At 64.0% G+C, this 13,836-nt stretch carries 9 protein-coding genes; 7 read left to right on the forward strand and 2 right to left on the reverse strand.

Features of this window, described 5'->3' with window-relative positions; all coding sequences use genetic code 11:
• Nucleotides 1–10: 10 nt before the first annotated feature.
• Nucleotides 11–1,150 carry a CobW family GTP-binding protein gene (locus DNK49_RS15570; protein WP_110526556.1) on the reverse strand — a complete coding sequence of 380 codons (1,140 nt, stop codon included), beginning with the start codon at nucleotides 1,148–1,150 and terminating at the stop codon, nucleotides 11–13.
• Between the two features lie 123 nt (nucleotides 1,151–1,273).
• Here DNK49_RS15570 and DNK49_RS15575 point away from each other — a divergent pair, with 123 nt between their 5' ends.
• The 5 genes from DNK49_RS15575 (at nucleotide 1,274) to DNK49_RS15595 (ending at nucleotide 9,729) form a co-directional block, all read left to right on the forward strand.
• Nucleotides 1,274–2,677: an FAD-binding oxidoreductase gene (locus DNK49_RS15575; RefSeq protein WP_110526558.1), complete on the forward strand. Its 1,404-nt coding sequence runs from the start codon at nucleotides 1,274–1,276 to the stop codon at nucleotides 2,675–2,677.
• Between the two features lie 393 nt (nucleotides 2,678–3,070).
• Nucleotides 3,071–4,234: an HD domain-containing phosphohydrolase gene (locus DNK49_RS15580; protein WP_110526560.1), complete on the forward strand. Its 1,164-nt coding sequence runs from the start codon at nucleotides 3,071–3,073 to the stop codon at nucleotides 4,232–4,234.
• A gap of 171 nt (nucleotides 4,235–4,405) precedes the next feature.
• Nucleotides 4,406–7,942, forward strand: a complete 3,537-nt coding sequence (locus DNK49_RS15585) for an indolepyruvate ferredoxin oxidoreductase family protein (protein ID WP_110526562.1) — start codon at nucleotides 4,406–4,408, stop codon at nucleotides 7,940–7,942.
• Between the two features lie 209 nt (nucleotides 7,943–8,151).
• A complete protein-coding gene (locus DNK49_RS15590) occupies nucleotides 8,152–8,919 on the forward strand; it encodes a class I SAM-dependent methyltransferase (RefSeq protein ID WP_110526706.1) in 768 nt (255 codons plus the stop codon).
• A gap of 99 nt (nucleotides 8,920–9,018) precedes the next feature.
• A complete protein-coding gene (locus DNK49_RS15595) occupies nucleotides 9,019–9,729 on the forward strand; it encodes a nucleotide-binding protein (RefSeq protein WP_110526564.1) in 711 nt (236 codons plus the stop codon).
• 129 nt (nucleotides 9,730–9,858) lie between these two features.
• Here DNK49_RS15595 and DNK49_RS15600 read toward each other — a convergent pair whose 3' ends face one another.
• Complete coding sequence (locus DNK49_RS15600; protein WP_110526708.1) at nucleotides 9,859–10,488, reverse strand: response regulator transcription factor; 630 nt, start codon at nucleotides 10,486–10,488, stop codon at nucleotides 9,859–9,861.
• Nucleotides 10,489–10,899: 411 nt separating this feature from the next.
• Here DNK49_RS15600 and DNK49_RS15605 point away from each other — a divergent pair, with 411 nt between their 5' ends.
• Together DNK49_RS15605 and DNK49_RS15610 are read left to right on the forward strand one after the other, a co-directional pair.
• Nucleotides 10,900–11,802: an ABC transporter substrate-binding protein gene (locus DNK49_RS15605; protein WP_165843347.1), complete on the forward strand. Its 903-nt coding sequence runs from the start codon at nucleotides 10,900–10,902 to the stop codon at nucleotides 11,800–11,802.
• Complete coding sequence (locus DNK49_RS15610) at nucleotides 11,799–13,721, forward strand: response regulator (RefSeq protein ID WP_110526568.1); 1,923 nt, start codon at nucleotides 11,799–11,801, stop codon at nucleotides 13,719–13,721. Before DNK49_RS15605 ends, DNK49_RS15610 begins: the two co-directional genes overlap by 4 nt.
• Nucleotides 13,722–13,836: the final 115 nt, after the last annotated feature.

The raw sequence follows: 13,836 nt of genomic DNA on the forward strand, positions 1-13,836 counted from the left end.
GCGACCCCGATCAGGCTTCCGGATCGGCCGGTACACCGCCGATGCTGAAGAACAGCTCGGTGACCGCATCGCGCGGCAGTTCGCGCACGATGAACACCAGCCGGCTGCGGCGGTCGTGGTAAGGCGCCTCGTCCGGCCACGCCGGCAGGCTGGTGGGCGGATAGACCGAGTGCTGCACGCATTGCACGATGCGCGGCTGCGGATCACCGATGACGTTGAGCAGGCCCTTGATGCGCAGGATGCGCTCGCCATAGACCTGCAGCAACAGACCGAGTGCATCGGAAAAGGCAAACCAGTTCAACGGCTCGGAAAAAGTCAGCACATAGCTGCGCACACCTTCGTCGTGACGCGCCGGGGCCGTCGGGGCGACGATGGGCTGGCCGCTCTTGCGCCACGCCATCGGCGCCGAACGCGCCGCCGCTACGGCCTGCTGCGTGCGCACCCGCTCCTCGCCCAGCCAGGCAGCGACGTCGGGCGCCTTGCCACTGACGTCATACAGACCACAACCGAACACCACAGCCGGATCGACCACGCCGCCGGTGATCTCGATCTGCTCCGCCCCCGGGTTGAGCGCCGCCACCCGCGCGGCGACCTCGGCCCGCATCGCGGCATCGGCCAGATCGCACTTGGTGATCAGCAGACGGTCGGCCATCGCCACCTGCCGCACCGCTTCACGGTTGTCGCCGAGCTGGCCGACTGCATGGGTGGCATCGACCGCCGTGATCACGCCATCGCAGCGGTAGCGTTCGGCAATGAAGGGCTCCTCCATCACGGTATGAACGACCGGCACCGGGTCGGCGAGACCGGTGGTTTCGATCAGGACTCGGGTGACCGGCGGAATCTCCTTGCGCAAGGCGCGCATGAAGATCCCCTTGAGCGCCTTCACCAGATCACCCTGCACACTGCAACAGATGCAGCCGGAGTCGAGCAGCACCACCGAGTCGTCGACCTGCTCGACCAGATGGTGATCGACCCCGACCTCGCCAAACTCGTTGATCAGCACCGCGGCACCAGCCATCTGCGGCTGTTTGAGCAGGTAGTTGAGCAGCGTGGTCTTGCCGGCACCGAGAAAGCCGGTAAGGATGGTGACCGGAATACGGCGGTCTTCTTCGACGGGTTGCATGAAACCCGGCAAGGCGGAGTCGGTCATGATATGGACGGGCGATCGCCCCGGACGGAGAACGGACCGCGATGTTAGCAGCCCGCCGGTCGACTCGCGAATCCGCGCACGAGCAACGATAATCCAAGGACAACAACACCCTACGAGACAGCCATGAACGCCCCCGAATCCCTCCGCAAGCCGCTGCCACAAGCCTTCATCGACACCCTGTCGTCACGCTTCGGCGACCGCTTCACCATTTCAGCCGGCGTTTGCGCCCATCATGGCCATGACGAATCGCACTTCCCGGATGCGCTGCCGGATGCAGTTGTATTTCCGCACACGACCGACGAAGTCGTGATCGTCGTCGAAACCTGCCGCGAACATCAGGTGCCGATCATCCCCTATGGCGTGGGCAGTTCGCTGGAAGGCCACATTCTCGCCATCCATGGCGGCATCTCGATCGATTTCAGCCAGATGAACCGGATCGTCGAACTCCATGCCGAAGACATGGATGTGGTCGTGCAACCGGGTGTGACCCGCAAGCAGCTCAATGCCGAGCTGCATGGCACGGGGCTGTTCTTTCCGATCGATCCGGGTGCGGACGCCAGCCTGGGGGGCATGGCAGCAACCCGTGCCTCCGGCACCAATGCGGTTCGCTATGGCACCATGCGTGAAAACGTGCTGGGCCTCACCGCGGTGATGGCGGACGGCCGCGTGATCCGTACCGGCGGGCGGGCACGCAAGTCGTCGGCAGGCTACGACCTGACCCGCCTGCTGGTCGGCTCGGAAGGGACGCTCGGCATCATCACCGAACTGACCATCAAACTGCACCCCCTGCCCGAGGCGGTTTCCGCCGCCACCTGCGCGTTTCCCGATGTGGTCGCCGCGGTCAACACCGTGATCCAGACCATCCAGCTCGGCATTCCCATTGCGCGTATCGAACTGGTCGATGCGCTGACGGTGCAGGCGATCAATCGCTACAGCAAGACCACGTTGCGCGAGGTGCCAATGCTGTTTTTCGAGTTCCACGGCTCGGAAGCCGGCGTGGAGGAGCAAGCCCGCACCGTGCAGGACATTGCCCGTGAACATGGCGGTCTGGACTTCGAGTGGGCCAGCCGGCCGGAAGACCGCAGCCGGTTGTGGGCGGCCCGCCACGATGTGTACTTTGCCAGCCTGAACCTGCGCCCCGGCAGCCGCGGCATCACCACCGACGTCTGCGTGCCGATCTCGCGGCTGGCCGATTGCGTCGCCGCCACCCGGGCAGAGATTGATGCCTCCGGCTTCATCGCGCCCATCGTCGGCCATGTGGGTGACGGCAACTTCCACACCGTGATCCTGGTCGATCCCGAAAACCCGGAGGAAATCGATCGGGCAGAAGCATTGAACCACCGCATCGTGCGCCGCGCACTCGAGATGGGCGGCACCTGCACCGGCGAACACGGCATCGGCCTGGGCAAGCAGGCCTTCCTGCTGGAGGAGCATGGCGCTGCAGCAATCGACGCCATGCGACTGATCAAGCAGGCGCTGGACCCGGACGATCTGCTGAACCCGGGCAAGATCCTGCCGGCCGTCTGAACACCCTCAATAGTACAGCCACCGCATCCTCCTGCCTCGACGAGGCAGGAGGATCAATCTGGCAAATCACTGAATAAGCGCAATAAATTCAAGCGACCGAGGCATTCAAAACAAACGCATACCCACAATGGGCAGTCATGCTCAATATCTGGACTATTGCGTTGGAATCGTGACATAGTTGCGGCCGCACGATGCTGCAACGCATCAGCGCTACGCTAGAATGCCGGTATTGTGGTTAACACGTAAACCCATAGCCAGATCTCGTCGCTCGCCGGCAGCAACCATCCGTCGTCGCGACGTCGACCACGATCCGCCCCACACAGGCTCAGCCCGAAAACCGCATAGCCTGCCAGGGCGCACGACAATCGCAACCGGATCAAGCCAGAACCGCATATGATGACCAGAGCCTCGGGCACCAACACGAACTACCTGCCACCTGGTGCGCCGATGATCGGCGAGACCCTGTCCGAACGCCTGAGCAACCTGCACCAGGTCATCGCCACCCGGCACCCGGAGATCAACCGGGTTGCGCTTGCGATCCACGATCCCGACACCGATCTGCTGAAAACCTATGTCCAGAGCTCCGCCCCCGGGGTGGAAGGCCTGTTCCGTTACGAGGCCCGGCTGAGCGACGTCCCTTCACTGCTGCGTCTGGCACAGACCGGTGAAAAACGAATCATCCACGACCTGAAGGCCGAACTGGGTGGTCGTCAATCGGCACACAGCCGCTGGGCCCTGGATAACGCGTTGCTGAGCAGCTACACCGTACCGGTGTTCAACGGCGAACGCTTTGTCGCCTTCCTGTTCTTCGACGCCAATCAGGTCGGGGTGTTCACCCCTGAAGTGGTCACCTACCTGGATTTGCTGGGCTACCTGGCAGCACAGATGTACCTGACCAGTCTGCTTGCGGTCCGGACCCTGACCCGTACCGTCGATGTAGTGCGCGGCCTGACCCGCATCCGCGACATCGAAACCGGCCATCATCTTGACCGCATCGCCCACTACACGCGGATCATCACCCGCGGCCTCAGCGGCCGCCCCGGTCTGGACGACGAGTTCACCGAACACGTCTTCCTGTTTGCCCCGCTGCACGACATCGGCAAGATCGGCATCCCTGACAGCATCCTGCAGAAGCCGGGGCGTCTGACCCTGGAAGAACGTCACATCATGCAGCGCCATGTCGAGATCGGCGTGGAAGCGTTTGACCGCATCATCGCCGACATGAGCCTGAGCGAGGATCGCGCCGTCACCATCATGCGCAACATCATTGCCTACCATCACGAGACCCTGGACGGCCAGGGCTATCCATATGGTATCGGCGGCAATGATCTCCCGCTCGAGGCCCGCATCGTCGCCGTCGCCGACGTCTTCGACGCGCTGACCAGCGAGCGTCCGTACAAGCGCAAATGGACCAACGAAGAGGCCTTTGCCGAACTTCTCGCCATGGTTGAACGCGGCAAGCTCGATGCGGAATGCGTCACCAGCTTCATCGACAACCTGCCGCTGATCGAGGAAACCCAGCTTCGCTTCACCGAGCACGAGGTGCTGAGTCCCTGAACTCAGCACGAAAGCTGCGCAACCTTCCCCGGGTTAGGGTATCCAAGGATTGAGTCCCCCTTCAGGGGCGACTAAGCTGCTTGCCAGGCTCCACGTCCGCTCACGAGGCAGACCGATGGGGTCTTCCAGGACAAGACACCAAGAACACGATTTTTGGCAGGAGACGACCCCATGGCGGAAAGCGATCCGCTGGTGCGCACCCTTGCGCCCAGCCTCGAAGACAAATACACCGTTGATCACGGCCGGGTCTATCTGACCGGGTATCAGGCGCTGGTACGCCTGTTGATGATCCAGCGCGAACGCGATCGTGCGGCAGGCTTGAATACCGGCGGCTTTGTCTCCGGCTATCGCGGGTCGCCGCTGGGCGGCCTGGATCAGACCTTGTGGAAGGCGAAGCAGCATCTCGCCGCGCACGACATCGTGTTCCAGCCCGGTGTCAATGAAGACCTGGCGGCCACTGCGGTATGGGGTAGCCAGCAGGTCACGCTCTCACCCGCGGCCACCGTCGATGGGGTGTTCGCGATGTGGTACGGCAAGGGGCCCGGGGTGGATCGCTGCGGTGATGTGTTCCGCCACGCCAACGCCGCCGGCAGTTCGAAGCATGGCGGGGTGCTGGTCATTGCCGGTGACGATCACGCCGCCAAGTCGTCCACCCTGCCACACCAGACCGATCACTTCTTCAAGTCGATGATGATGCCGGTGCTGGCACCGGCCGGCGTGCAGGAATACATCGACTTTGGCGTGCACGGCTACGCGCTGTCGCGTTACTCGGGTTGCTGGGTCGCGTTCAAGGCACTGGCCGACACGGTGGAGACCTCGGCCTCGGTGGACATCGATCCACAACGCGTCCGCATCAGCCTGCCTACCGACTTTGCCCTGCCACCCGACGGCCTCAACCTGCGCTGGCCCGACCCACCGCTGATACAGGAAAAGCGGCTGCTGCATTTCAAGCTTTATGCCGCGCTCGCCTATTGTCGTGCCAACCGGCTGAACAAGGTGGTGATCGATTCGCCCACGCCACGGCTGGGCATCATCACCAGTGGCAAGAGCTATCTGGACGTGCGCCAGGCGTTTGACGATCTTGGCATCGACGAGACGCTGGCGGCGGAAATCGGCATCCGGCTGTACAAGGTCGGCATGGTCTGGCCGCTGGAGGCCGATGGCGTGCGCGCGTTTGCCGAAGGCCTGGACGAGATCCTGGTGGTGGAGGAAAAACGCCAGCTGCTCGAATATCAGCTGAAGGAAGAACTCTATAACTGGCGTGAAGATGTCCGCCCGCGGGTGATCGGGAAGTTCGACGAGAAAGGCGAGTGGGCACATGTGCTGCGTGCCGACGGCAGCATCGATCACGGCGACTGGCTGCTGCCTGCCGCCGGTGAGCTGACCCCGGCGATGATTGCGCGGGTCATCGCGGCACGCGTCGGTCGCTTCTTCACCTCTGACCGCATCGAGGCACGACTGGCCTTCCTCCATGCAAAGGAGCGGACACTGGCAGAGCGCACGTTCAAGATCGACCGCGTACCCACCTTCTGCTCTGGCTGCCCGCACAATACCTCGACGCATGTGCCCGAAGGAAGCCGCGCGCTGGCCGGCATCGGCTGCCACTACATGGTCACCTGGATGCCCGAACGTCGCACCGGCACCTTCACCCAGATGGGCGGCGAAGGTGTGCCCTGGGTGGGGCAGGCGCCGTTTACCCGCGAACAGCACATCTTTGCCAATCTTGGCGACGGCACCTACTTCCACTCCGGCCTGCTGGCTATCCGGCAGTCAGTCGCAGCCAGGGTGAACATCACCTACAAGATCCTGTTCAACGACGCAGTCGCAATGACCGGGGGGCAACCCCATGATGGCGTGCTGAACGTACCGAGGATCGTGCGCCAGCTACAGGCCGAGGGCGTGCATAACATCGTCGTCGTCACCGATGGTACCGAGCGCAACTATGGTCCGTCCGATATCCCCCATGTCCCGATCCGCCATCGCGATGAACTCGATGCGGTTCAGCGCGAGTTGCGCGCATCCGGTGGCGTCACCGCACTGATCTATGACCAGACCTGCGCGGCCGAGAAGCGACGCCGGCGCAAGCGTGGCACCTTCCCCGACCCGGCACGCCGGGTTTTCATCAACGAAGCGGTATGCGAAGGCTGCGGCGACTGCGGCACGCAGTCCAACTGCATGTCCATCCTGCCGGTGGAAACCGAGTTCGGACGCAAGCGACGCATCGATCAATCTTCCTGCAACAAGGACTACTCCTGCCTGAACGGCTTCTGCCCCAGCTTCGTCACGATTGAAGGTGGCCGGGTGCGCAAGGGTCAGGCGCTGCAGGCCGACGAGTCACGTTTCAACGTCTTGCCCGACCCCATGCTGCCTGCCACCAACCGACCCTACGGCATCATGGTGACCGGGGTTGGCGGCACCGGGGTCGTGACCATCGGCGCGCTGATCGGCATGGCCGCCCATCTCGATGGCAAGGGCGTCACCGTGCTCGACATGACCGGCCTGGCACAGAAGGGCGGCTCGGTGTTCAGCCACATCCGCCTTGCCGACCACCCGGAAGATCTCCATGCGGTGCGGATCGCCGCAGGCGAGGCAGATGCGGTCATCGGCGGCGATGCGGTCGTCAGCGCCAGTGTCGAGGCGCTGGCCAAGATGGCAGCAGGACGTACCCGGGCCGTGATCAACATTGCCGAAACCCCGACCTCGGACTTTACTCACGACCCCGACTGGCAGTTCCCCCTGGCGCGGATGCAGGCTGCAATCCGCGAGGCAACCGGCGACGGAAACGCCGACTTCCTCGACGCCCAAGGGCTGGCCACCACCCTGATGGGCGATGCAATCGCCACCAACCTGTTCCTGCTGGGGTATGCCTGGCAGAAAGGCATGGTGCCGGTATCGCATGCCGCACTGATGAAGGCAATCGATCTGAACGGGGTTTCCCTGGAGATGAACCGCAAGGCTTTCCTGTGGGGACGCCGGGCAGCGCACGACCTGAGCACGGTGGAGCACTTTGCCCGTCCGCCGGCCCCTACCCCGCTGCGTGCGCAGACGCTGGACGACCTGATCGAACGTCGCGCCGCAACGCTGACGGCCTATCAGGACGCAGCCTACGCCGGGCGCTATCGCATGCTGGTTGCGCGCGTGCTCGAAGTCGAACAGCGCAAGGTCGGCGACGGCAGCAGCCAGCTGGCCGAAGCAGTGGCGCACAACTACTTCAAGCTATTGGCGTACAAGGACGAATACGAAGTCGCCCGCCTGTATACCGATCCAGCATTCTGGCAACAGCTCGACGCCACCTTCGACGGTGATTATGAAGTCCGCTTCCACATGGCGCCGCCACTGGTCGCGCGCCTCGATCCACGCACCGGCCGCATACCCAAGAAGGCCTTCGGTGCCGGCCTGATGCATGTGCTGCGCCTGCTCACCCGCCTGAAGGGACTGCGCGGAACACGCTGGGACCTCTTCGGCTACACCGCCGAACGCCGGGCAGAGCGTGCACTGATCACGCAATATGAAAAAGACATCGCCGAGTTGCTGGACACACTCAGCTACCCCCGCCTCGAACTCGCACTTGCCATCGCCAGCCTGCCCCAACAGATACGGGGGTTCGGTCATGTGAAGGCCAGGGCCATGGCGCAGGCTGCTGCCCAACGGGAGGCCTTGCTGACGCGTTGGAGAAGAGTGGACACAGGCATCGAGCGCGCCGCGTAAGGCATCGCCTCCCACAGCGGCAAGCGGGCGGGATGGCATTCCCGCCACCGAGCCCCCCACCGCCCTCGCCGATCCAGCACTCGACGCACGGGTGCTCCGGGGCGCCCGGGGGCAAGATGCCAGCCAGGACTTGGGCAGACCATGCAGCGCCAGCAGGCGAGCCACGCGTATGATGAGAAACCTCGCCTCCTTCCGCTCGACAACCCTTGATTCCACCCGCCTTCAAAGCCCTGCTTGCCCAGCTTCTCGCCTGCGTGGTGGCCTATGTTGCCGGACGCAGTGGCATGCTGCCGCCCGGCCTGTGGCCCTTGGTGCTGAGCCAGGCACTGGCTGCCGTGATGATCGCCACAATCCTGCGCAGCGCGCGCTGGTGGCTGCCGATCCACCTCGCCTTCATGCCCACTACTGTCGCGGCCCTGCAGCTGGAGATCTCGCCGGGGTGGTATCTGGGCGCCTTCATCTTGCTCGCGCTGGTGTACTGGAGCAGCTTCCGCACCCAGGTCCCGCTCTACCTGAGCAACCGCAAGACCGCCGAACAGCTGTCCACCCTGCTGCCCACCGATCGTCCGGCAACCGTGCTGGACATCGGCAGCGGCACTGGATCGCTGCTGCGCATGCTGGCCCGGCTGCGGCCGGACTGCCACTACACGGGCATCGAGGCAGCCCCGGCCCCATGGGCGCTGGGCTGGCTGCTGGGACGCCGGGTACGGTCGCTGGAATGGCATCTTGGCGACTTTTTCACGAGCCCCTGGCAGGCGTACGATGTGGTGTATGCCTTCCTGTCGCCGGTACCGATGACGCAGGTTTGGACCAAGGCACAGTCCGAGATGAAGCCCGGCAGCCTGCTGGTCAGCAACAGCTTTGCGATTCCCGGGCGCGAACCTGACGAGATCGTGCAGGTCGATGATGGACGCAGGACACGATTGCTGATCTACCGGATAGGAGCACCGGGGCATACTGCCCAAGCGCGGAATTAGCCTGACGAAGCGCCGCTTTTCCGCGCCTGAGTCCACCGGCATGAGGAGAATAATGCAAGCGTACGACACCCCCATGCCAAAACGCTGAGGAATGGATTCATGGCTGAGATCATCTGTGTGATCGGCAACAAGGGCGGTACCGGCAAGACGACGCTCTCGCACATGCTGTGCCAGGGTCTCGGCCTGCTCGGCCACCGTTCTGCATGTGTGCTGACCGACACCTCACGAGAACCGCTGTCCCCGGAAGGGAGACGCTACATCACGGCCGACGCACGCACCCGCGACGCGTTGACCAAAGTCATCGACAAACTGCGCACCCTCGACGACTGGATCGGCGTCATCGATGGTGGCGGCAACCGTACCGAAATGGACCGCAAGCTTTACGCGTTGTCGGACATCGTGTTGCTGCCGTTCCGCGAGTCACACGAAGACATCCGGACCGTCATCCGCGACCTGGAGATGTTTCCACGCGCATACGCGGTCCCGTCGCAATGGCCGAGCAACTCGTGGCAGCGCGACTCGGCAGACCGTAGCGTCGCGCAACTGATGAGCGCCTACCGACACCGCATCCTGCGCCCGGTTGGCGCGCTGTCAGCCTCCAAGCTGCTGCTGCAGAAGCAGGTACCCGAGCACCTGCCGACACCACTGGCCAACGCCTGCCGATCACTCGGGCGCCAGGTCCTTGAGGTGCTGGAGATCGATGTGATCGACGACAGCCAGCTACAGACGCCGGAGATCGAGCCCGAAGACAGGTTACCGCCTGCTGAAATGCCGCTGCGCTTCAATCAGGGAACGCGTCGCACGCATTGAACGACAGGCGCCGGCGGATTGTGCCCGGCGGCGCCTGCCAATCCCGGCATCGAGCCCAGTCGAGGTCCGGAGCGTCGACGTGCTGGATCAGTCGAACACCGAGCGCCCACGGGGGCGGCCGACAAACGCTCAGAGACGGGTGCCGTGACGCGAAATCACCACCAGCGCCTGCGCCCGGTTGGATACGCCCAAGGCACGGAAGATGGCCGACATATGGACCTTGACCGTACCTTCCGACAAGCCCAGCAGATCAGCAATTTCACGGTTGGTCTTGCCTTGAGCAAGCAGTTCAAGCACGCGCGTCTGCGCCGCAGTGAGACCAAAACGCTCGCTGACGGGAGCGCCGGAACGGCGGGAGTTGCCGCGATCGCTGGTCTCTGGTGTATGCACGCCCCCCTCCAGCACTACACGGACGGCCTGCAGCATTTCCTCGCCCGAACTGGACTTGGAGACAAAACCGGAGGCACCGCCCTTGATCGCTCGCCGAATCGACGCATCGTCGTCCATTGCCGACACGACAATGGCCGGAACATCGGGAAAGCGCTTGGCGAGCACCGCCAGCAGGGAAAAGCCGTTCATGTCCGGCAACATCAGATCGATGATCGCCAGATCCCAGTCCGGCGAGGCCTCAAGCTTGGCCAGTGCATCGTCCGCGCCCTTGGCCTGGACACACTCGACATCATCCGTAAGCCTGGCCAGCGTGTGCGCCATGGCCTCACGTACCAGGGTGTGGTCTTCAACGATCAGGATCTTCGTCACATACTGCTCCATCATTCTTCCGGCTGGCCGCACAATGCGTGAAGCATAGCATGAAGTGCTAAACTGACCATTCCTCCCTCTATCAGGGGAGCAAAAAACCAGCGAGAATCGCAGCTGAGCGAAATGTCGAACCGCAGCACCGTGAATCCTCGTGCCCCCACCCCTTCAGCGACCCTTGCCTCGTTGCGGACCTTATCCGGACGGGGCGCCGGCTCGCAACCCGTCGCGACTGCAATGATGCACGCACTCCATGCAGATGGCGAGTATCGGAATGAAAACAGTTCCGGACGTGTGAATCGCCCGCCCGTCACCGGTGGCGGCCAGACATCATGCACCCGCAGCATCGCGGATACAGGCTACCCGCATATGACGGGCTGAGCACTGATGGCGCGCGTGCTGAGGCTCTTCTGCATGATCCTGTTCTTCGCACACGGCAGTGTCGTGAGCGCGAACGAACGCATGCGGATCGCCGTCGTGCTGGACGCATCCGACAGCGCGCATGCCGAAGTGGCAACGGTGCTGCGCGGCCAGTTGAACCAGGCGCTTCCCTCAGCAAGCGTCGATGAGATCGACCTTGGCCGGATCAACTCGGCCACCCTGGGGGATGCTCGGTTGATCATCACCCTTGGCTCCCAGGCAGCACGCCGTACCTTGCAATTGGCGCCACGCCAGCGCATCGTCCATAGCCTGATCCCGGCCAGCACCCAGCAGGCCTTGCCTGCGCGCCCACCAGACAGCGCCGCCAGCAACAGCGTGGTCCTGGATCAACCCGCCTCCAGGCAGATCGCGTTGTTACGCCTGGCGCTCCCCGACTGGAAACGTATTGCCTTGCTCGGCAGCACGGCGGACGACCCCCGCGTCCTCCAGCTTGAAACCGAGGCCCGCGCTCGACGACTGGAAGTCCGGCAAGCCCAGGTCGGCACCGAACGTGACCTCTACCCTGCGTTGCAGCGGGTGCTGATTGAACCAGCAATCCTGATTGCAACCCCGGACACCCAGATCTTCAATAGTTTCACCGTACAGAACGTGCTGTTGACCGCCTACCGGAATCGCTCGCCCGTGCTGGGCTTCTCCGCAGCCTATGTCCGTGCGGGCGCCCTGCTCGCCCTCTATTCCACGCCCGCCCAGATTGGCCTGCAGACCGCGGAGCTCGCTGTTCGCGCCGCCCGGGGCAACGAACTGCCTGCGGTCCAGCCCCCCAGCCACTTCGAAATCGGCATCAACGTCAATGTTGCACGCTCGCTCGGCCTCAATCTCGACAGCGCAGAAGCGCTGGCTGCCGCGCTGATGCAAGAGGAGGGACGACGTCCATGATCACCCACTGGGGCATCCGCGCCCGGGTCATGCTTGCCGCGGTGTTGCCGATGCTCGCCCTTGCCGTGCTGCTGACCGCCTACTACACCCATTCCCGGCTGACCGCGCTGGACGACGCATTGAGCGCACGAGGGCGGGCGATCGCCCGCCAGTTGGCCGCGGCCAGCGAGTATGCGGTGTTTTCCGGCAATCGCGAATCCCTCCAGCAGATCGCAAGTGCGGTACTGGCCGAGGATGATGTCGCCGGCGTCGGCATCATTGATGATCGCGGTCAGGTCATGGCACGCAGCGGCATGCTCGACCGTCAGCTCCCCCCCGTCTCCAATGCGCCGGCGACCGAATCCAGCCAGCTCATCCAGGGCCCGACCTTACGCCTGATCGAACCCATACGGCCCAGCCGACTGGAGCTGGACGACGGCTTTGCCGCCATTACGCTGGGCTCTGCCGCCCAGCTCAACGAGCGCCCGCTCGGTAGTGTCGTGGTCGAAATGTCGCTCAGACGACTGCAGCAACAACGCAACGAGTTGCTGTGGGCCAGTGCGGGCTCGGTCCTGATGGTGCTGCTGGGCTCGATCCTGCTGGCTTCGCGTCTGAGTCGCGGGGTCAGCGGGCCGATAAGGGTTGTCGCCGAAACCGTGACACGCATCGGCCAGGGCAATCTGCACGAACGTGTTCCGCTGCTCGGCGGCGGCAGCCTGGCCACCCTGTCCAAAGGCGTCAATGAAATGGCAGAGCGTCTCGAAGGCGCACACGACGAGATGGTGGGACGCATCGAGGAAGCCACAGCCGAACTGCGCGCACGCAAGGAAGAAGCCGAACGCGCCAACCTCGCCAAGTCGCGGTTTCTCGCCGCCGCGAGCCACGACCTGCGACAACCGATGCACGCCCTGGGGCTGTTCATTTCCGAACTTGCGCAGCACCCTCATGCACCGGAAAGCCGTCGCCTCGTGCAGCGCATCGCGGCGTCGGCCGAGGCCATGGACAACCTGCTCGACAGTCTGCTGGACATCTCCAAGCTCGACGCTGGCGTGCTGCATCCGAACCCTCGCGCCTTTGCCCTGCAATCGGTACTCGAGCGCATCGCCGCCGAACAGTTGCCGTCTGCAGAAGAGCGCGAACTGCGCCTGCGGGTCAGGCCGACATCTCACTGGGCATTCAGCGATCCGGTGCTGTTCGAGCGCATCATCACCAACCTGGTCAGCAATGCCATCCGCTATACACCGGCCGGCACCGTCATGGTGGCGTGCCGCAAGCGCGGAGAGCGGCTGCGTATCGAAGTACGCGATAGCGGCATCGGCATTCCGCAGGAGTCTCAGGAGATCATCTTTCAGGAGTTCATCCAGCTCGACAACGCAGCGCGCGCGCGCGACAAGGGCCTGGGCCTGGGCCTGGCCATCGTCCGCCGCCTGGCGGTATTGCTGGGACACCGGCTCGACCTGCGCTCGACCGCCGGTCGCGGCTCGGTATTCGCCGTTGAGCTCGATGCCGCGGCGCCGGAGCAGATGTCGCCTGTCGGCGAGAACAGCCGCCCTCCCGGCGACATCAAGGGGCTGCGCGTGGCCCTGGTCGACGACGACCCACTGGCTTGCGCCGGCATGGAAAGCCTGTTGCGCTCCTGGGGATGCGAGATGCAGTCGGCCGAGTCGGTGGAAGGGCTGCTGGGTCTGATTTCACAGGGCCGGGGCATGCCCGACCTGCTGATCAGCGATTTTCGTCTGCACGGCGAGCAGAACGGTATCGATGTCATCCAGACCGTGCGCGCCCGGATCGGGCCGGGGCTGCCCGCCATCCTGATCAGCGGGGATACCGGCGAGGAGACGCTGCGCATGGCGCAGCGTGCGGGCATTCCCTTGCTGCACAAGCCGGTCCGTCCAGCCCGGCTGCGTGCGCTGATCCACCGCCTGAGCAATCAGGCATGAGCGGGGCGGCGACTGGCTGACGCAGGCAGCACGACGCGTGAGCAAGCTCGATGTTGCTGTGCGCCATGCGTACGATCACGCGTATCGGTTAAGATGAAGATGTCAGCCAATCCGC

This window comes from Parazoarcus communis SWub3 = DSM 12120 (genome assembly GCF_003226565.1).
Classification (GTDB): domain Bacteria; phylum Pseudomonadota; class Gammaproteobacteria; order Burkholderiales; family Rhodocyclaceae; genus Parazoarcus; species Parazoarcus communis.